The organism is Aliinostoc maniaoense, from assembly GCF_058172895.1.
The window spans coordinates 2,035,369-2,055,749 of the sequence record NZ_CP187952.1; the positions used below are offsets into that span (position 1 = coordinate 2,035,369).

Annotated in this window: 13 protein-coding genes and 1 pseudogene; 12 read left to right on the top strand and 2 right to left on the bottom strand. The window is 40.9% G+C overall.

Annotated elements, in window-relative coordinates; genetic code table 11:
- Window positions 1-81: 81 nt before the first annotated feature.
- The 6 genes and pseudogenes from ACPZ3T_RS09085 (at window position 82) to ACPZ3T_RS09110 (ending at window position 9,751) form a co-directional block, all read left to right on the top strand.
- The gene (locus ACPZ3T_RS09085) at window positions 82-1,566 is read left to right on the top strand and encodes an HlyD family secretion protein (RefSeq protein ID WP_490275394.1); all 1,485 of its coding nucleotides are present in this window, start codon (window positions 82-84) and stop codon (window positions 1,564-1,566) included.
- 155 nt (window positions 1,567-1,721) lie between these two features.
- Complete coding sequence (locus ACPZ3T_RS09090) at window positions 1,722-2,570, top strand: hypothetical protein (RefSeq protein ID WP_490275396.1); 849 nt, start codon at window positions 1,722-1,724, stop codon at window positions 2,568-2,570.
- 140 nt (window positions 2,571-2,710) lie between these two features.
- Window positions 2,711-5,443, top strand: coding sequence for a two-partner secretion domain-containing protein (locus ACPZ3T_RS09095; RefSeq protein WP_490275397.1), 2,733 nt, complete (start codon window positions 2,711-2,713; stop codon window positions 5,441-5,443).
- Window positions 5,444-5,554: 111 nt separating this feature from the next.
- Window positions 5,555-6,471, top strand: a pseudogene (locus ACPZ3T_RS09100) (Rpn family recombination-promoting nuclease/putative transposase).
- A gap of 76 nt (window positions 6,472-6,547) precedes the next feature.
- A complete protein-coding gene (locus ACPZ3T_RS09105; RefSeq protein ID WP_490277165.1) occupies window positions 6,548-8,899 on the top strand; it encodes a CHASE2 domain-containing protein in 2,352 nt (783 codons plus the stop codon).
- Between the two features lie 27 nt (window positions 8,900-8,926).
- Window positions 8,927-9,751, top strand: a complete 825-nt coding sequence (locus ACPZ3T_RS09110; RefSeq protein ID WP_490275399.1) for a DUF928 domain-containing protein — start codon at window positions 8,927-8,929, stop codon at window positions 9,749-9,751.
- A gap of 115 nt (window positions 9,752-9,866) precedes the next feature.
- On the opposite strand, the gene ACPZ3T_RS09115 is transcribed toward ACPZ3T_RS09110, so the two are convergent.
- Entirely contained in the window at window positions 9,867-11,948 is a 2,082-nt protein-coding gene (locus ACPZ3T_RS09115; RefSeq protein WP_490275401.1) for a cation:proton antiporter, read from the bottom strand.
- Window positions 11,949-12,435: 487 nt separating this feature from the next.
- On the opposite strand from ACPZ3T_RS09115, the gene bchM reads away from it, so the two are divergent.
- The 3 genes from bchM to ACPZ3T_RS09130 all read left to right on the top strand — a co-directional run bounded on the left by bchM (window position 12,436) and on the right by ACPZ3T_RS09130 (window position 14,346).
- Window positions 12,436-13,140: a magnesium protoporphyrin IX methyltransferase gene (gene bchM, locus ACPZ3T_RS09120; RefSeq protein ID WP_490275402.1), complete on the top strand. Its 705-nt coding sequence runs from the start codon at window positions 12,436-12,438 to the stop codon at window positions 13,138-13,140.
- A 299-nt stretch (window positions 13,141-13,439) separates the two neighbouring features.
- Entirely contained in the window at window positions 13,440-13,757 is a 318-nt protein-coding gene (locus ACPZ3T_RS09125; protein WP_490275404.1) for a DUF2605 domain-containing protein, read from the top strand.
- Between the two features lie 253 nt (window positions 13,758-14,010).
- Window positions 14,011-14,346, top strand: coding sequence for a DUF2973 domain-containing protein (locus tag ACPZ3T_RS09130; RefSeq protein WP_490275406.1), 336 nt, complete (start codon window positions 14,011-14,013; stop codon window positions 14,344-14,346).
- A 156-nt stretch (window positions 14,347-14,502) separates the two neighbouring features.
- Here the strand turns inward: ACPZ3T_RS09130 and ACPZ3T_RS09135 are convergent, their stop codons facing one another.
- Window positions 14,503-16,767: an amylo-alpha-1,6-glucosidase gene (locus tag ACPZ3T_RS09135; protein WP_490275409.1), complete on the bottom strand. Its 2,265-nt coding sequence runs from the start codon at window positions 16,765-16,767 to the stop codon at window positions 14,503-14,505.
- Window positions 16,768-17,649: 882 nt separating this feature from the next.
- On the opposite strand from ACPZ3T_RS09135, the gene ACPZ3T_RS09140 reads away from it, so the two are divergent.
- From ACPZ3T_RS09140 to ACPZ3T_RS09150, 3 genes are all read left to right on the top strand, one after another.
- A complete protein-coding gene (locus ACPZ3T_RS09140; RefSeq protein ID WP_490275411.1) occupies window positions 17,650-19,662 on the top strand; it encodes a DICT sensory domain-containing protein in 2,013 nt (670 codons plus the stop codon).
- Between the two features lie 3 nt (window positions 19,663-19,665).
- A complete protein-coding gene (locus ACPZ3T_RS09145) occupies window positions 19,666-19,839 on the top strand; it encodes a histidine kinase (RefSeq protein ID WP_490275413.1) in 174 nt (57 codons plus the stop codon).
- An 87-nt stretch (window positions 19,840-19,926) separates the two neighbouring features.
- Window positions 19,927-20,346 (top strand): photosystem I reaction center subunit II PsaD, encoded by a 420-nt coding sequence (locus tag ACPZ3T_RS09150; RefSeq protein ID WP_490275415.1) that lies wholly within the window; start codon window positions 19,927-19,929, stop codon window positions 20,344-20,346.
- Window positions 20,347-20,381: the final 35 nt, after the last annotated feature.

A 20,381-nucleotide genomic window follows, 5' to 3' on the forward strand; every position in this document is an offset into this window, starting at 1 on the left:
GGTCATCGAACTGACGTTCACTAAAGGACTTTTTCAGCAAGCCCCAAGTCGCATTCGCTAATCTCTACTCAGAAAACGGTTATGGTTAATCACATTAACACCGACTCTCTACCTTTAATTAAAAGCAATGAATTTCTCCCGCCGATTAGTAATTGGATCAGAATTGGTAGTTTATTACTCGTTGGTGGTGTAGGGGGAGCGATCGCCTTATCTTCTATTATCGAATACAGAGTCACTGTGCAAGGGCAAGCAACTATCCGCCCTACAGGAGAATTGCGTCTGGTGCAAGCGGCGATGGCTGGTCAAGTTACTAAGGTTTTGGTAAAAGAAAATCAGGTAGTAAAAAAGGGAGATGTGCTAGCTACCATTGATGATTCCCGCCTGCAAACTCAAAAAAATCAACTGCAAAGCAACATCCAGCAAGCACAACTGCAACTACTGCAAATTGATGCCCAAATTACAGCCCTAAATCGGCAAATTCAAGCGGAAAGCGATCGCCAAAATCAGGTGGTGAGTTCAGCAAAAGCGGCATTGAACCGCGCTCAACGCAATTATCGAGATCAGCAAATTACTGCTCAAACAGAGGTAGAAGCAGCCCAGGCGAACTTAAATAGAGCGCGCAACGAATGGCATAAAGCGCAGATAGAATTACGTTCTGCTCATGCTCACTTGCAGTCAACCAAAGCTGCGATGAATGCAGCACGAGCCAAACGCGATCGCTATCAGCAAGTAGTGCAAGCTGGTGCTTTATCTTTGAATCAGTTAGAAGAAGTACAGTTAGATGTGGCTCAACAACAGCAAGCGGTGGAAGTGCAGAAAGCAACTGTTGAGGCGCAACGGCAAATCATTGCCCAGCAACAACAAGCTGTAGCCGCCGAACAAGCCAAACTACGCCGCGCTCAAACTGCGCTGAATCCTAGTGATGCGGAAGTAGCGATCGCTAAACAAACTATCGCCCAAGAAATGGCTAGCGGTCAAGCCACACTTGCTACCCTCAAGCGAGAATGGGAAGCTTTATTTCAACAACGATTACAAATTAAAAATCAACTCCAGCGTGACACGAGCGAACTCCAACAAGTAGACAAGGATATAAGCCTAACTCAGATTACAGTCACCGAAGACGGGATTCTCTCCCAATTAAACTTGCGAAACCCTGGACAATCAGTAGGGCAAGGTGAGAAAATTGCTGAAATTGTCCCTAGTCATGCGCCCTTAGTCATCAAAGCCACAGTTTCCCCTGATGATGTCAGTAAGTTAGCACAAGGTCAAGAAGTACAGATGCGGGTTTCAGCTTGTCCCTATCCTGATTATGGCACTCTCAAAGGTTTTGTCAGTCAAATTTCTCAAGATACGATTAAATCCCCAGAGAATCAGTTTATTCCCACCCAAGATAATGCGAGTTCTGTTTACGAAGTCACAATACTTCCAAAAAGCTTGTCATTTGGGAGCAGCAATCATCAGTGTACTATTCAGCCAGGAATGCAGGGACGAGCTGATATTATTTCCCGTAAAGAAACCGTCTTGAAATTCTTGTTCAGAAAAGTCAGGTTAATTGCTGACTGGTAAAACAATTAATTTCTGTTGCATCAACGAAATCACGATTAATTATTATAAATCTTGATAGTTGACTGCAACTTTTTATCAGACAATACAAATACTGTATAAAAAGTTTGTAGTGAGGGCTTCATCAAGTTAGTACTAAAGCCTTAAACAGAAAATAATTGCAAGAATTTTTTACATTATTTAATCTAATTAGATTGATTTCCACATATTTAATTAATGCAATTATTGGAGATACTCTCATGAAATCAATGTTCACCATAGCTGCGGCTACTATGATTGTGACTTCAGTTTTTATGCAGCCAGCAATAGCCCAAAGAAGAACAGGTAATACTTATTCAGGCATGGGAGAAAACCAAGCAGCTGTTCTGGTTCAATTTAATTTAGTCGATAAAAAAAGAGTTAGTAAAATCAAAAATTTCCAAACTATAACTGATGCTGCTAAGAAGAATCCCAAGTTAGGTATTTTTCGAGGAGCAATAGAAAAATATCGCAGTGGGCTTTTGGGTTGGGCTTGTAGTACTAGATCCCCACGCATTTATGACAATCAAGGAAATTTACGTCCTCCTTGTAATTCTGGCACTCGTGGTACTCCTGGCACTAGTCGAAGTATTTATTTTTTTGATGATTCTGGGTTTCTCATTTTACAAGAAGTTTTGAAATCATCTTTTCCAACACTTAATGGAGATTTATATGCAGAACTAATTCCAAGAGATCCTTTGTTTGGAGGGAAGCGTGATACTATTGCTTACACAATTTTTCAACCAGGGCGAAAACAGCCTATTCAAACTTATAGGCTAGACTTTTCTGTTTTGGGTGTAGATCGAAACAAAGCCATTAATGATTTGACATATATTTTAAAAAAAGATTTATTTTCTCAAGTCATTTTAGTAAGAACTTCCGACATTGACAACACATCCCGCCTATCTCCATTAGCGAACGTACTTCTGCAAAATCGGTTTACAGAACAAATACAAAGACCTCTAATTTTTCAGCGACGTTCTAATTAATATTAGGAGAAACTATGATGAAATTCATGATTCTCAAACTGTCAAACCTCTGGGTAATTCAAATTTAACAATTGGAAATTGAAAACTCTAATGATAAATTTGGGAATTGGAGTTAATGTCATTATTTGAAAACATTTGACATGAATTATTTTCTGAAAAAAATTTGTTTTATTCAATGGAGTTTTATATTTTATATAATAGCCTCTACACCTACTAAGGCTCAAATTCTTCCAGATCAAACTTTACAGAATAACTCTATAGTTCCAGCGAATTGCACAACTTGCGAAATTACTAGTGGTACGACAGTTGGTAACAATCTGTTTCATAGCTTTGAGCAATTTTCTATTCCTACAAATGGCGTAGCATATTTCCAAAATGCTGCCAATATACAAAATATTATTAGCCGAGTCACAGGTCAATCTCCGTCTATTATTGATGGATTAATTCGTACTAATGATGCAGCTAACTTATTTTTAATTAACCCGAATGGCATTGTTTTTGGTGAAAACGCTACCCTGAATGTAGGTGGCTCATTTATAGCAACAACAGCCAATAGAATTAAATTTGCTGATGGGACTGAATTTTTAGCATCACCTAGCCAAGTTAACCCTCTACTAACTATCAGTGTGCCTGTGGGGTTAGGTTTTGGGGAAGTACCAGGTAAAATTATTAATCAAGCGATCGCACTAGACCCATCTGAATTTCCTCTAGGTTTACAACTGCCATCCAATAAAACCCTAGCACTAATTGGTGGTGAAATAGCCTTAGACGAAGGTTTTGTCACCACACCAGGAGGCAGAATTGAGTTAGGTAGTGTCTCAGGTAACAGTTTTGTCAACCTTATACCTACAGATAAAGGTTGGACTTTCGGTTATGAAGGTGTACAGAACTTTCAAGACATCACCCTATCTAAAGCCGCCTTTGTTGGTTCTAGTGATTTTCTGGGTGCTGATATTCAGATGCAGGGAAGACGCATTACTATCACTGAAGGTAGTCAAGTCAGTTCTGTAGCTGATTTTGATGGACAAGCAGCTAACGTCAACATCAAGGCTTCAGAACAATTAGAATTAATTGCAACGACACAAGATTTTTTCCCCACAGGTATTTTTAATGAAGTTGGTGGAGACGTTACAGGGGAAGGAAAGACTCTCTCCATTGCAACTCCCAATTTAATTGTGCAAGGAGGCGCACAGATTTCAACGACTACCTACGGAGCAGGCACAGGTATAGATTTATCAGTCAAAGCGTCAGATTCGATTCAACTTGTAGGAAACTCACCTGTTTTTGATATTCCTAGCGGTTTGTTTGCTCAAGTTAATTCACAGGCTACAGGTGATGGTGGAGTATTAACCATTACAACGGCAAATCTCCTAGTGCAAGGAGGCGCGCAGATTTCAGCCGCTACTTTTGGAGCAGGGAATGCTGGAGAATTGAAAGTTACAGCATCTGAGTCGATAACTGTAGAGGGAAGAACCCCAGATGATTTAATTGGTAGTGGTTTATTTGCTCAAGTAGAAGATGGTGCTACAGGTGACGGTGGTAATTTAACGATTAATACTCAAAAATTAAATGTTTTAGGTGGAGCGCAAATTTCCACCTCGGCGCGGAGTGGTGGAAAAGGGGGATTATTAACCATCAATGCTACTGATTCTATCTTGGTAAGTGGCACAGCTGCGATCGCAGATGATTTTAGCAGAAGTAACATCCTCGTCTCTGCTGAACGAGGAGCTACCCGTGATGCGGGAGCATTGCACATCAATACTCCTACCTTAACTCTAGAAAATGGGGGGAGAATCTCAGCAGATAACTTTGGTTCAGCCAAAGGAGGAATTGCCACTTTAGATGTCCAAAAATTACTGATTCGCAATGGCGGGGAAGTCAGAGCTGGTTCTTTTAGTCAGGGTGATGGTGGAACTTTAAATGTTAATGCTACCGAATCTGTAGATGTGGTTGGTATTGCTAATATTGGTGGTAAAGAAACCCCCAGTACCTTATTCTCCCAAGCTCAAGACAGGGGGAAAGCCGGAAATCTCATAATCACTACTCCAAATTTAAATATTCGTGATGGGGGAGAGGTGACTGTCAGTGCCATAGGTACAGGCGAAGCAGGTAACTTAACAACTAGAGCCAACATTATTCAGCTCAACCAAGGTAAAATCACCGCCGAAACTAATGCAGGTGCAGGCGCAAATATCAGACTAGAAAATGTAAAACTTTTGCTGTTGCAAAATCAAAGTCTCATTTCTGCTCAAGCTTTTAATAATGCTAACGGTGGTAACATCACCATTGATGCACCAGATGGTTTTATTGTTGCTACCGCCAATCAAAATAATGATATTGTGGCTAATGCCTTTCAAGGGCAAGGCGGCAATATTAACATTAACGCTCAGAGTATTTTTAATTTAGAACAACGCCCATCAATACCACCAAATAATACTAATGACATTGATGCTAGTTCCCAGTTTGGCTTAACAGGTACAGTCACAATTAATACACCAGATATAGATCCGAGTCGGGGTTTGGTACAGTTACCCAGTAATCTTACGGATGCGTCACAACAAATTGTCTCTAGTTGTAACCCAGGTAGTCCCGCTAGACGTAGTTCCTTTACTGTCACGGGTAGGGGAGGAATTGCCCGCAGTCCCATAGAACCATTTCAAGGTGAAATATCTACAGCTAGATGGATAACATTAGATACAGTCGATGCTGATAAAAATAGTAATGTCATGAATGAACGTCTGCCATCTTCCCCAGTGAAAATAGTTGAGGCGCAAGGCTGGATTGTCGATCAAGATGGTAATGTATCTTTAGTAGCTCAAGTACCAAATACTACCCCTCGTGGTTTGTCTGTATCCAGTGGTACTTGCTCCTGAGAAATATTAGGTGACAGGTGACAGTAAAGAGGAAACAAGAGTTTTTCTTTCATTGGTGGCGAGTGGTAACGCCGCCAGTGTGGTTGCTTCTATATAAAATCTGAATTATTTATGCGGCGAGACTCAATTTTTTACAAACTATTTCAACAATATCCGACTTTATTATTTGAATTATTGACAAATCCGCCAATAAATGCAGATGCCTATAGATTTGATTCAGTAGCAGTCAAAGAACCCAAATTTGAAATTGATGGCGTGTTTCTCCCACCGGAAAATGCAGGTGCAGGAGTCGTGTATTTTTGTGAGGTACAATTCCAGAAAGATGAACGGCTATATGAGCGTGTCTTAGCTGAGTCCTCACTGTATTTCTACCGCAACCGTGACAGGTTTAACGATTGGCAAGTCGTGATTATTTACCCATCTCGTAGCCTCGAACAAAGTGAAGCAGTACGGTCTTGGGGTCTCCCCAAGTGGAGTAACTGCTGAACCCGGAGGGTGATATTCATCCCCATCGCTCATTTTTAAATGGTGGACAATTACATCGAATTTATTTGGATGAATTGGGAGATATTCGCACTTTACCTATTTGGGTAGCACTGATGGTGTTAACTACAGTAGGGGAAGAACAAGCACCAGAAACAGCAAGGTATTTGTTAAACCGAACTCGTCAGGAAGTCTCATCACCTACGAGTCGCGCCATAATAGAGATGATCACGACAATTATGGTGTACAAGTTTGAGCAATTAAGTAGATTGGAGGTAGAAACAATGCTGGGAATAACACTCAAGGAAACACGCGTTTACCGAGAAATTAAAGAAGAAGGACGCGAGGAAGGACGTGAGGAAGGACGTGAGGAGGCAACAGTTAATATAATTATCCGATTGCTAACGAAGCGATTTGGTGAACTTTCTCCAGAAACGCGATCGCTAATTTCTAGTTTACCTTTACCTGTCCTCGAAGATTTGACTGAAGCACTGTTAGATTTTACCAGTCTTGCTGATTTGCAATCATGGTTAGCAGCACGTTGACGACTCATTGAGTGCATATAGTAGTGTAACCTTTCGTACTAAAGTAAGTTACATTGCCATATCTGGGGTACTGACGTTGGGTAAGTTAGTAGTTTTAAAGTTAGGCACAGGCACTTTTGAGGCGGGATTTTCTGTCACATTGCAAATTGGTGATGAAGATTTCCGACCAATTTTAGAAATTACGGCTGAACTCCCACCAAACCCAGAAATTCCCCTCTTTTACCATCAATGGCAGTCTATTTATCGTCAACTTAAATTTGTTGGTCGTCCTATCGGTATTCCTAAGCAATCAAAACAAAACCCTTCTAGGGAAGATTGCCAAAAAGCGGCAGATAATTTAAAATTTCAGTTAAATACTTGGCTATCATCCCCTAGTTTTCGTCCCATTCGGGAAAAATGGCTGGAAAAACTTGTACCGGAAGACCATATCCGCGTACTACTACAAACCAATGATTTGAGATTGCAAAAACTGCCTTGGCATTTGTGGGATGTTTTAGAACGCTATCCCAAAGCCGAAGTTGCTCTGAGTGCGCCTAGTTATGAACAAGTCAACCGCAACTCACAGCCTAAATCACAGGTGAAAGTTTTAGCAATTTTGGGTAATAGTCAAGGAATTGATATCCAAACAGACAGTCAAATCTTAGCAGCATTACCTCACGCCAATACTACTTTCCTAGTCGAACCATCAAGCAAAGACCTGACTGACCAACTATGGGAACAAGACTGGCAGATTTTGTTTTTCGCAGGACATAGTGCTACTAATGGCAGCAGTCATCAAGGGAAAATTTATCTTAATCAAACAGAAAGCTTGACGATTAGTCAATTAAAGTATGGCTTGCGGAAAGCTGTAGAGAAAGGTTTACATTTAGCAATTTTTAACTCTTGTGATGGTTTGGGTTTGGCGCGGGAGTTTGCAGATTTGCATATACCCCAAATCATCATCATGCGAGAACCCGTCCCCGATAGGGTGGCGCAACAGTTCCTCAAGTATTTTTTAGAGGCTTTTGCTCGCGGTGAATCTTTATATATAGCAGTTAGAGAAGCACGGGAACGTTTGCAAGGGTTAGAGACGCAATTTCCCTGTGCGACTTGGTTGCCTGTAATTTATCAAAATCCGGCAACTATGCCTCTACTGTGGCGAGAATTACACCTCAACCACAATAGTCAGCAAATAACACCCGTACCTAAAACCCCAACTAGGAGAGGTATTAAGCTAAAAGCAGCTTTCTCTGCGGTCATGTTGACGAGCATAGCCACCACAGCATTATTAATGGGTGTACGGTATTTCGGTTTCCTGCAATCATGGGAGTTAATGGCATTTGATTATATGCTGCGTCTGCGTCCCCAGGAAAAACCAGATTCTCGGATACTGATAATTGAAGTTACAGAAGAAGATGTGCAAGCCCAATCTGATAATAGGCGTGGGTCTTTGTCTGATGAGGCTTTAGATAAGTTATTAGCCAAATTAGAAGCGTATAAACCACGGGTAATTGGTTTGGATATATACCGAGATTATCCTGTACAACCGGCTTATCCCAAGTTGGCGGAACGGATGAAAAATAGCGATCGCTTTGTGGCAGTATGTCAAGTTAGTAACCCCCAAACTGGCAACCCAGGAATTAAACCACCACCAGAAGTTGCTCCTGATGCCCTCGGTTTTAGTGATATCGTCATTGATGCCGATAATGTGGTGCGTCGTCATCTATTGGCGTTAACTCCTCCTCCCTCATCTCCTTGTACTGCACCTTATGCTTTAAATGTGCAGTTGGCTCTACGTTATTTATACGGGGAAGGCATTCAGTTACAATTTACTTCTGATGGAGCATGGCAGTTAGGTAAACTCACATTTTCACCCATTGAACCCCATACCGGAGGCTACCAAGGTATTGACGCTTTAGGACACCAAATTTTACTTAATTATCGCTCCTTTCCCAACTTAGAAGCGATCGCGCCCCGCATCACCTTACAACAAGCATTAAATGGTAAACTACAACCTGATGCCGTAAAAGACAAAATAGTTTTAATTGGTACAACCGCCGAAAGTTTTCGAGATTATTCACTAACTCCCTATGCTTCTTCTCAAGGTAAATCACAGCAAATAGCCGGAGTTTGTTTACAAGCACAGATGGTAAGTCAATTGTTGAGTGCGGCTTTAGATGGACGGCCTCTTTTGTGGACTTGGAATGTCTGGGGTGAAGTGATTTGGGTATGGGGTTGGGCGATAACTGGCGGCTTACTTGCGGCATACCTGCGAAAGCCCACTTATTTAAGTTGGACAGTTGGGGGAGCATTACTGAGTTTATACGGGTTTTGCCTGATATTATTAATACTATACAGTTGTTGGATTCCTTTTGTACCTGGCGCGATCGCTTTAGTAGCTAATACCGTCATTTTTATAACAGCGATTAAGCCTATTCACAAAACATAAAAATCGATTTTTACTCGACCAAAAATTATGAAAATCTTACAATTAACCATAGCCTTGGGAATAGTATTCACAAGCAATATATCCTATCCTTTAAAACTCCAGGCTTTACCAATTAATCATCATTTAGCATCATTAAAATTTATTCCACCGCCACCACCACCAAACCGTAGTGCAACCGGTTCGAGAAGCGGTGCTGCTAGTCGTGGATGCTCCACAAATAATCAAACAGTAACAGCCTTAGTTCCCACCTATCAAACAACTCTTAACCAAGATGAGCAACCGATTATTCCCATCACTCAAGTTTGGGGTTTAACAAACGTTGAACATCCTAAGTTATTCTTTTTTGTTCCCTACAATGTCTCATCTATTAAAAACATCGAGTTTGTTTTACAAGAACAAACCAATAACAAAAGTCAAACTCTATACCGTACTTATTTGACAGCACCAGAATCACCAGGAATCATTAGCGTTAATATCCCTCCTAATGTAACCTCGTTACAGATAGGAAAAATGTATCACTGGTTTTTTAAAGTACGGTTGCAATGCGACCAACAACAACCCTTGAAACTAGATTATACAGAAGGCTGGATACAAAGAATTAACCAAAACACCACACTTAACGCACAACTCAAACAAGCACAACCCCAACAAAAAGTCACACTTTACGCTGCAAATGGTGTTTGGTACGATGCCATCATGAATTTAGCAGAATTACGCCTGAAATATCCTCAAAATCAAAATTTATTGACACAATGGACAACTTTACTGCATTCAGTTGACCTGGGAGAAATAGCAACTAAACCAATAATTGATTGTTGCCAACCCCATTTAAATAACAGTAATTCCAAGTAACTTCTGAGAAATACAGGGGTGTAGGGGTGTAAGTAAGAAAAAATTTTTCTTCCAAATTACGAATTACGTAACTTGCTACTCTCCGAGAACGCTCCGCGAACTCGCTTTGCGAGTATTACGAATGAGGCGCACCCAATAATACAATTGAGCCTGTCAATTCGTTAATCACTTGAGTTGTTACCTCACTCACAGCAAATCCACCTGTTGTCCGATAACGAACAGCACGCAACACCGCTAAATCAAAAGATGAAGCTTCTCTAATAATTGCTTTGGCAACATCATCATCTCTGATTGTTTTAATTTCCGTATGCACTTGCACCTGACTATTCGCCACAATATCAGACAATTGTGATGCAAACTGTTCTACCAAAGGTGTGGGTGTATTCAAGGCACAAACGTGTAATAATACCACTTCCCCTTGATTACTATCAGCTAAAATTTGGGCAAATCTTAAAGCACCGACAGTTTGAGGCATTAAGTCCCCTACTGGTACTAAAATTCTACGGATTGTAGTAGGGCTATTTAATAACCGTGCTACCGCTACTGGACAATGAGATGACCAGAAAACACTATCAATTACACTACCAAATAAACGAGCGCGTAAACTAGTTGTGCGAGACCAACCCATCACAACTAAACTAGCATTTTTTTCCCGACTAGTGCGACTAATTCCTAAAGCTACATCATCATCAATCCGAATATCAGTTAGCACTTCTACACTAAATTCTTGAGTAATTTGTTGAGCTAATTTCAATCTTTGTTCACTCTTTTTGATTGCTATTTCTAATTCTGGGTCATCCATATGAACATGAGATTTAGCAATCGCTAATGGCACAATCCGCCCTGACTCATGATGAGCTATAAGTGATGCCATTTCGATGAGATATCGTTGAGTTTGTGGGTTATATATTGGAACTAATACAGTGAATGGATAGTGATTTTCTTCTAATAGTTGTTCTTCCGCATTACCCCACCATACTGCTAGGCTATCCGTGTCTAATTCTGCTTGAGGAAGTTGTAAGGAAGTGGCAAACCTAGCTGTGATAATTGGCCCTAAAATTGCCGTTACCAACATCAAAACAATCACACTATTCAAAACACCTTCATTAATTAACCTGTCACCAGCAGCATTTACACTTTCATAAGCCACTAATGTTGCTGCTAATGTAGCCGCTACCTGTGGTAATGACAGTGACCACATTGTTAGCAATTCCGCAGTATTATAACGGTAAATTAATTTAGCGAAAAATGCAGCTATAAATTTGCTACCAATCAAAGCCAAAACAATAAATAAAGTCAACCAAAAGGAAGACAGAGTTTTGATAAAAGCAGGAATATTAATTAATAATCCCATGTCTACGAAAAAACAAGGGATAAATAACACACTACCAATAAACTCAACCTTTTCCTTAACTGGGCTACGTCCCACCACATCATTAACAGCTAAACCTGCTAAAAACGCACCTACAATTTTTTCTACCCCGATAATCTGCGCTCCCAAGGATGCTAAAAATAATGCTAATAAAATAAATAAAAATTGATTACTTTGTTCATCTCCAGAACGGCGAAAGAACTCTTTACCTAACCAGTCAAAACCAAACAGAACAGTAATTGAGTAAATTGCTAATCCGCCGAACAAAGTTAATAAACTTAAAGTTGATAATTCACCGCTATGAAATCCCACACAAATTGCGAGAACTAACAAAGCACCTGTATCAGTGAAAATTGTAGCACCAATGGTCACGGTGACAGCTTCATTCATGACTACTCCCAAACGACTGACAATTGGATATGCCAAGAGGGTATGAGAAGCTAATAACGAGCCAATTAATACAGAAGCATTCCAACTAAAATCAAAGCAGCGTCCCACAATAATGCCAGCAATCATTGGCACTATAAATGTTAAAATGCCAAACCCAATTGAGCGATTTTTAGTTTTCTGAAATTGCTCAATATCAATCTCCAATCCGGCTACAAACATTAAATAAATTTTACCGATATCCGAAAGAAGTTTAATAGTTTCGGAATCTGGGTCTAAAAGCTGTAAGCCATTTTGTCCTAGAATAACGCCAGCTAATAGTAATCCTACTAATCCAGGTAATCTTAATTTCTCAAATATTGGTGGTACAGTAAAAATGACTGTCAGGAGAATTGTAAAGGCAATAATAGGAGTATCGGTTAGTAAGTTGGGATTCATATATGACTATAATTATTGTCCGTAGTTTAAGATATCTCTAAAAACAGGTTTTTTGGTAAAAATTTTCCCCAGCAATACTTACATAAATTTGCAAAGCCTAAAAAATGAATAGGCTCATAATAACAAACTTGACTGAATTTTGATTGAATTGTTTGACTAAATAGTTGATTAGCAACCTCAGTAAGAATTATGATCAAGAGTAAGTAGAACGACTTGAAAAAACCAAACTATGTAAAGTAATGTAAAAAAAATGAATTTAGTTCGTAGTAAGGACTTTAGTCCTTAAGAGAGGACTAAAGTCCTTACTACAAACCTTTAATTATTTACACCGTTCTACTTATTTGAATTTAGATGTTATCAAGTATTTTTACTCATCAATCAGTACAGAGGCTGATTTCATGCAATAAAGAAAAATTTGGAAGAGTGTTCTTGATGTTGACTATCAATGATAATTTTAAGGATTGAGAACCCTTAAAAATCGAAGTTTATGAACGCAGCCGACGATAAAACCATTGTTCGTGAGTATTTCAATTCCACAGGGTTTGACCGATGGAGACGGATATATGGCGATGGTGAAGTGAACAAAGTCCAGCTAGACATCCGTAACGGCCACCAGCAAACTGTGGACACAGTTATCGACTGGCTGAAAAATGATGGCAATTTAGCAGAGTTATCAATCTGTGATGCTGGGTGTGGTGTGGGTAGTCTGAGCATTCCTCTAGCTACAGCAGGTGCTAAAGTTTATGCCAGCGATATTTCTGAAAAAATGGTGGAAGAAGGCAAACAAAGAGCCTTAGAAGCCTTGGGAAATGCTGAAAATCCTACCTTTGCTGTACAGGATTTGGAGTCTTTAAGCGGCAGTTATCATACTGTTATTTGCTTAGATGTTTTGATTCACTACCCCCAAGATAAAGCTGATGAGATGATTTCTCATCTTTGTTCTTTGGTTGAGTCAAGAATTATTCTGAGTTTTGCACCGAAAACCTGTGCTTTGGCTTTGCTCAAAAAAATTGGTAGTTTCTTTCCTGGGCCGAGTAAAACTACCCGTGCTTATCTGCATCGAGAAGCTGATGTGATCAAAATTCTAGAAAGCAATGGCTTTACTATCGAAAGGAAGGCTTTTACTAAGACTCGCTTTTACTTTTCTCGCATTTTAGAAGCTACCCGTCAACCGCAAGGAACTTCTAATTAAAAAATATCCTATCACTTTATAGGTAAGGGGGCAGGGAGTAGGGCTTCAAGCAGTGAGTAATAATGACTCTCAGACTAACGAAAGAAAGAATCATTGTTTTACTAACCCCTACACCCTTACACCCCTACACCCCCACACCCCATTCCTTATATCTCTGAGTATTTCAACTTAGTACTACATTTTTGTAATATATAATACTGATTTTTCAGAAATCTTTCTGAAGAAATAACTGATATTAGTGTTAAGAATTGTAAAAAACGTTAATATTGATAAAGAAATTAGAAGTATCTGTCTCATTTATGCGAAACTCAGAATTACCAGATGCCAATATACTCAAGACTGTTTTAGAACCCTTGTTAGAAGATTTTGAATATTGGTTTGAGCGATCGCGTCACTTTCTGGAAAAGGAGCGGCTCTCATTTATGCACGAACAAGAGCAGTCTGATTTGCTAATGCGGATTCAGCAAGCCCAGGAAGAACTCAATACGGTAAAAATGCTGTTTAAAGCCACACAAGGACAAGTCGGTATTGATATGGCAACACTAACACCCTGGCATCAGTTAGTAACTGAGTATTGGAATGTTGCTAGACGGTTTTATTCTGAGCAAGGTACATAGAAATATATCTATGAAGATATACAACTCGTAGCAATTGCTAAAAATCCTTAACATTGTTTTAATCAACGATTAATGTATCTTATGCTACGATTATCTGAATAAAATGCTGACAATTTAAGTTACCTACATAATAGATGCGCCTCAAATGCGCCAGATCAATCTCTTCGCTCGTTGCTTAAGCATAGGCGTAAGCCAACCTTAAAATATTAAGTTTTAAAAAGTTTTAAAATCTGCTGTCCTAGAGGAAAAATCGATGCTACACCTACTCTATATTCTCGCTTTTACAATTCTGGCTGTGATAGCTGTTGCTAATTTGATTCGGAATTTAATCATGTTCAGTTTTGATCGGGATGGTTTGCGGAATTATCCAGCCAGAAACTCGCAAGCAGGTAATCAAGGCGGCTTTGGTTATTTGGGAGATAAAAGCAACTTCCCACCACATCCAGAATTATTGGATAGCACAGGCAACATTATCAAAGAACCTTTGTTAGTCATGCGTTCGATTAACGTTGAAGATGCACGGCAACAACTAGATGCACTTTATGAAGCTTCTCCAGGACATAAAAGCGAAAAATCAGAAGAAGCATAGGTTAACTCCGATTTCTAGCCAGCATCTCGGTATCTGGAAATAGGCCAATGGCTCAGGTTGTTCGAGGCGATTCAGGAATCCTAAAAGTAAATATACTTCAAGTTTTGGTAGGTAGAGATTAGAGATTTTTGCAGATCACTATTCTCTACCTAATTTTTATGCTTCAATGACTACACGCAGATTACCACGTTTTTTAGCTACACGACAGGCGGTAGTGCTGCCAGAACGCTCAAATTCCAAATCTAGGATAGTAGTACCCACTTGCAAATTATGTAATGACAGGCGACTGATTGACTCTGGTAAAGCGGGGTCAATGATTCGCAGGCAATTATTAGGTGCATCAGGGACTAAATTCACAATCATTTGCAGTAGCTGAAAAATGCTGCCTGTAGCCCAAGCTTGGGGAGTACAAGCAACAGGATATTGTACAGGAGAGCGATCGCTATTACGTTCGTAACCGCAAAAAAGTTCTGGGGGACGTTGGTAAGGTTGCTGACTTGTCATGTCAAACAAAGCTTGAAACAGTTCCAAAGCTTGATCAATCAAACCGAGCGATCGCAATCCCATAGCAATTAAAGCATTATCATGAGGCCAAATCGAACCAATGTGATAACCCATTGGGTTGTACGCTGGAGACAAGCTACTCAAAGTCCGAATACCCCAACCATTAAACATATCTGGTGCGCGTAACCGTTCCGCCACACTATAAGCTTTTTCTGGGGTAAATATACCCAAATGTAGACAATGGCCAGGGTTAGAAGTAATACTATCTACCTGCTTACCATCCCCATCCAAAGCCAAGGCACAAAAATCTTGCTCCTCCATCCAAAAATCTTGGTTGAAACGCACCTTGAGATTTTTCGCATCTTCTTGCCAGCGTTCTGCTAAATCTAGTCGTTTCTTCGTCCTGGCAATATCTGCTAACCGGGTTTTAGCAGCGTAAACATAAGCTTGTACCTCACTCAAAGCAATAGAACCGTTAGCGAGTTCTCCCTTGCGGTCTACAATACAATCACCAGAGTCTTTCCAACCTTGGTTAGTGAGTCCCCGTCTAGATTTGCGATGGTAAGTGAGATAGCCTGTTGCTTGGAGATTACGATCAATCCAATCCATTGCTGCTAGGGCATTCGGCCAAAGTTTCTCCAAAGTTTCTTGATCATGAGTCCAAGCGTAGTATTCAGCATACAGCATCAACCATAGGGGAGTTGCATCCACTGTACCGTAATAGGGTGTGTGGGGAATTTCTTGACATCGTGCCATTTCTCCCAAGCGTAACTCATGCAGAATTTTCCCTGGTTCTTCCTCCCGCCAATCGTCCTCAACCTTACCCTGATAAGCTGCCAGTAACATCAAGGTTTCCTTGGCAATTTGGGGATTTAACATCAAGGTTTGGGAAGCTGTAATTAAAGAATCCCGCCCAAACAATGCTGAGAACCAAGGTACACCAGCCGAGACCGTCTTATTTTCTCCAAAAGACTGGCGCAGCAAATACATATCCTGTTCAGCACGTTCAATCAAACGATTGAGAATGCTTTTGTCAGTGCGGATATTGGTAATTTGTTGTACCCAATGCTGTTCTTCCATCATCTCAGCTGCTTTAGCCTGTCCTAAAGTCACAGCTGCACTCACAGTAGAACTAGAAGTATTATTAGTGAGAAGATTCACCCGATAGCCCAGCTTTTGGGTAGCATGGGAAGGCATTTCTAGCCGCCACACGGCAGTATAACCCTTAAAATAATCTGGTTGACGATGCTGGAATTGAATGCGAGATTCCATCACCAAAGTATCTAAACCTTGATAAGCCAAGCTTAAAATATTTTCCTTGGTGGTGGAGGGGTGAATTGGTGATGAGTCTTCTAATATAGGTTCTACAAGGCGTAAAAGTTTGCCCCGTTTTTCTCTTTCGTAACCCCGCACTTCAAATAAATCGGCAAAATCAGCATCAAAGCTAATACTGAGTTCAAAACTGATAGGAGTGGTGCTGTAATTGGCTACCTCGATTTCTTCAAATAAAGCCCCATTCAGTACCATTTCCCGGCGAATACCGACAGTATCAGCATTCATCCGTTCATCAATTTTGGGGTTAGTACACAAAACTGCCAGAGAAAACCCCTTTTCAGCCGTACTACTGAGGAGTACAGGCGATCGCCCATCAATTTGCAACTCCAGACGACTCAAAAAGCGGGTATCACAACAAAATAACCCCATGCTGGGATTACCACCATCATTGAGGGAACAGCCAGAAATATTCCCCATTGTGTCTGTCACCAAGAATAAATCATCATCCTTAACCGTGAGAGTTGGCTGTGGCCTTTCACTCACCACACAAGGCCATTCCGGCATGGGTAATTCTTCAGCAGGGATAAAAGTTTTTCCATCCAATAAAATTGTTTCCGGGGTTTTGAGAGTATCCGGTGTCACGTCGCTTTGCTCCCAATTCAAAATTTAAAATTCTTGCATTCAAATCCCCATCAGGGATTATTGATCAATAGTCAAAATTACATTCACAGGGCTTAAGTTTTGGCGATCGCATCTCCATTAAAAGCCAAAGAGTCCTGTAATTAATGGTCTAGGTTCAATCCCAGCTACATCACAAATCTTTATCAATGTATATTGTTTACATCTGAAGTCAAGCTTGAGAAATGGAGTTTTTCAGTTGATTTATGCCTAGACAGCTAACAGAAGTATGAATTGGTCTGAATACTTACTCAAGATACAACAACATCCAAATTGAGGCAGAACTTATTTCAAAGCCTAGTTTCTCCAGGATGATACACCAAAAAATATTTTTGCCTACTCAAATTCTTTGGTATTGAAAATTGGGACTGGAAGTATAGCAATAAATTATACATGGTTGTAGCTTCACATCTCGTAAGATTTTGTGTATATCCACAACTTTTAGTAAATAAACTTCCCAATCGCATGATACGAGAGCTGTTCGAGAATGTATATTGGGCTTAGTAGCTTCTTTTTTCTCAATATCCAGATACCAGCAAATGATCAAGAAAACTTGGGTGAAGACCAGAATAACTACAACGTGTTTATCCCTGAGACACATCAAGGCTGGAACGACAAAACATTGCCGTTGTTGGTCTATTTCTCCTGATAATTCTCAGACTCCGTAGAGAAAGTTAAAGCACTCCTGCCAGGTGAAAGTAAATTACTACCAAACACCTTGGGAAAAACTACTGTTTAAAATTATTTACATCTTGCACCTGTCTTCTCAATTTGAGAGTCAGTTGTAACTTGTAAAATGCAGGTGTGACGTGGATCTAATTCAGATTGGGCTTTTAAAAGATATTCATGAGCATTTCGACTTCCGTGCTGAGTGATTTGCTACAGTCCCTAGCTTACCTGCGGCCCCAGCTATACTTTAAAGCTTCATTAACGGCCCTCTCCCACGCGATGGAAGACCAGGTGTTGGCTGCGACTCTAGACCAGCCTTTAGTAATTGCTAGTTTTCAGAGAGAGAGATTCTATCGCCAAGAAGCTCATCGCTATCGACGTTTGGCGCAAAGAAGTAATCAAATATACGTGCTATCTGCGCCAGAGACTGATTTCAAAAATAGTTCAGAATACTATGAAAAGGTAGCTTTTGAGCCAGATGACGCTTTAAGTCAAGAGTGGCATTTGGTAGTCATTGCTGATAACTATGCTACTTGCTTAGTGTGCCGTGAAAGCCTCGGATCGATCGCTAAAAACCAGCAAGTACCTGATTGGCTGCCTAGTTTGGATATGGACACAGGACGGCGATTTGAAGGCATTTGGACATCAGAACGGGGAGTTAGTATCAAGGCCGCTCAGTTACTATTAGACAGGATTGTCGTCTACAGACCAGACTTGGCGGGGAAAGTGGCAAAAGCCCGACAAAGATTTGGTATTGGAGATAATAAAGCTTACTACTCTAATTTAATTACTGAATATGCTTGTGACATTGATACAGATCCCTTTGTTCAACGTCTAGTTACATACTTACAAGCGAGTCAGTATAAATTACATAAAGCTTACCGTTCTATTGCCGCCCAAGCTCGGAAAGAACGCTTAGTTAACTCCATTAGTACAGCAATTAGGCGATCGCTAGATCCTCATCAGGTATTACAAATCGCTGCCCAAGAACTGGGACAACACCTAGGAGCAAGTCGTTGTTTAATTTATCGCGCTCAAGCCTCAGATGCGAAAGCGACGATTGAACATGAGTTCTTAATGCCTGGGATAGTATCCATCGCCGGACAAAATTGGGAGTTAAATCAAAATCCCCTGTTTCAAGAAGTAGTGCAGCTTGGTGAAGGTGTCTGTGTCAGTGATACCTTAAATGATTCTCGGATCACCAATTCAGTTACATTGTCCTCAGTAGTCAAAAAATTTGCCCTGCGTTCCTGGTTAATTGAACCAGTATTATTTCAAGGACGACTATTAGGGATTGTAGAACTACATTACTGCACCCTGCCGCCACACCAATGGCAACAAGGGGAACTGGATTTAGTAGAAGCGATCGCTACTCATATTGGTTCTGCTTTAATTCAAGCTGAAGCCTATGCTAACTTAGAAGAACTCAACAAACAGCTAGAAGCTTTAGATCGCACCCGCAGTAACCTCATAGCCATTACCGGTCACGAACTCCGCACCCCTTTATCTACAATTCAAGTCTGCCTCGAAAGTCTGGCCACTGAACCAGATATGCCCGTGGAATTACAGCAAGTCATGCTAAACACCGCTTTGGCTGACTCAGAACGAATGCGAAAACTAGTGCAAGATTTCCTCACCCTTTCTAACTTAGAAAGCGGACGCGTAGAATGGCATCCAGAATCCTTAACTTTACAAGAATGTGTAGATTTAGCCATTAGCCGCATTCGCACCCGTCCCGTCGTCGAAAAACCCCCGCAAATTACAGCTCACATTGCCGAAAACTTGCCTTTAGTTAGAGCTGATGGTGATTGGTTAGTAGAAGTTTTAGCCAAACTCGTAGATAATGCCTGTAAATTTACCCCCACCCAAGGTCAAATAATTATCAATGCCAACCATAACAGCGATCGCATGGTAGTAGAAGTTACTGTGTCTGACACAGGGCGCGGCATTGAACCCAATCGCCTAGAAATCGTATTTGACCGTTTCTATCAAGAAGAAGGCGCATTACGGCGCACTGCTGGCGGCACAGGTCTAGGTTTAGCTATTTGCCGCCAAATCGTGAACGGTTGGGGGGGGGAAATCTGGGCAGAGTCAAACGGTAAAGACCAAGGCAGTCAGTTTCATTTCACCATCCCCATTGTTCAGGGTAGCCAAGAGGAAAAGCCCTCAAAGGTCAAGAGTAAGAAATAGGGATTGGGAGCAGGGAGCAGGGGAGCAGGGGAGCAGGGGGGACAAGCTAGACAAGGTAGAAGAAACAATGCCCAATGCCCAATGCCCAATGCCCAATGCCCAATGCCCAATGCCCCATGCCCCATGCCCCATGCCCCATGCCCAATTCCCAATTCCCCATTCCCCATTCCCAATTAACTAACAACTGTTACAGACTGTGACACGATCGCAATATGATCATAATGGCGGTGTTACGATGCCCTAAAAACGTTGAGAGAATCCCTTATGGCAGAAACACTTTCTGGAAAAACTCCACTCTTTGCTGGCAGCACTGGCGGCTTGCTCACCAAAGCAGAAGTAGAAGAAAAATACGCTATCACCTGGACTAGCCCCAAGGCACAAGTTTTTGAACTGCCTACTGGCGGCGCAGCTACTATGCACGCAGGTGAAAACTTGTTGTATATCGCTCGGAAAGAATATGGTATCGCTCTAGGCGGTCAACTCCGTAAATTTAAAATCACAGACTACAAAATTTACCGGATTCTGCCCAGTGGCGAAACTACCTTTATTCACCCAGCTGATGGCGTATTCCCAGAAAAAGTGAACGAAGGTCGTCAGCAAGTTCGTTTCGTTCCCCGCAGCATCGGCGAAAATCCCAGCCCCTCACAAGTTAAATTCTCTGGTAAAGCTACCTATGATGCCTAGGGAATAGGAACTGGGTAAAAGCAGAGGAGCAGAGG

What these genes read in the sequence shown, in the direction of transcription:
- ACPZ3T_RS09085 (WP_490275394.1), top strand. Translation starts at nt 82, where the DNA reads ATGGTTAATCACATTAACACCGACTCTCTACCTTTAATTAAAAGCAAT.
- ACPZ3T_RS09095 (WP_490275397.1), top strand. Translation starts at nt 2,711, where the DNA reads ATGAATTATTTTCTGAAAAAAATTTGTTTTATTCAATGGAGTTTTATA.
- ACPZ3T_RS09110 (WP_490275399.1), top strand. Translation starts at nt 8,927, where the DNA reads ATGAAAATCTTACAATTAACCATAGCCTTGGGAATAGTATTCACAAGC.
- ACPZ3T_RS09115 (WP_490275401.1), bottom strand. Translation starts at nt 11,948, where the DNA reads ATGAATCCCAACTTACTAACCGATACTCCTATTATTGCCTTTACAATT.
- bchM (WP_490275402.1), top strand. Translation starts at nt 12,436, where the DNA reads ATGAACGCAGCCGACGATAAAACCATTGTTCGTGAGTATTTCAATTCC.
- ACPZ3T_RS09125 (WP_490275404.1), top strand. Translation starts at nt 13,440, where the DNA reads ATGCGAAACTCAGAATTACCAGATGCCAATATACTCAAGACTGTTTTA.
- ACPZ3T_RS09130 (WP_490275406.1), top strand. Translation starts at nt 14,011, where the DNA reads ATGCTACACCTACTCTATATTCTCGCTTTTACAATTCTGGCTGTGATA.
- ACPZ3T_RS09140 (WP_490275411.1), top strand. Translation starts at nt 17,650, where the DNA reads ATGAGCATTTCGACTTCCGTGCTGAGTGATTTGCTACAGTCCCTAGCT.
- ACPZ3T_RS09150 (WP_490275415.1), top strand. Translation starts at nt 19,927, where the DNA reads ATGGCAGAAACACTTTCTGGAAAAACTCCACTCTTTGCTGGCAGCACT.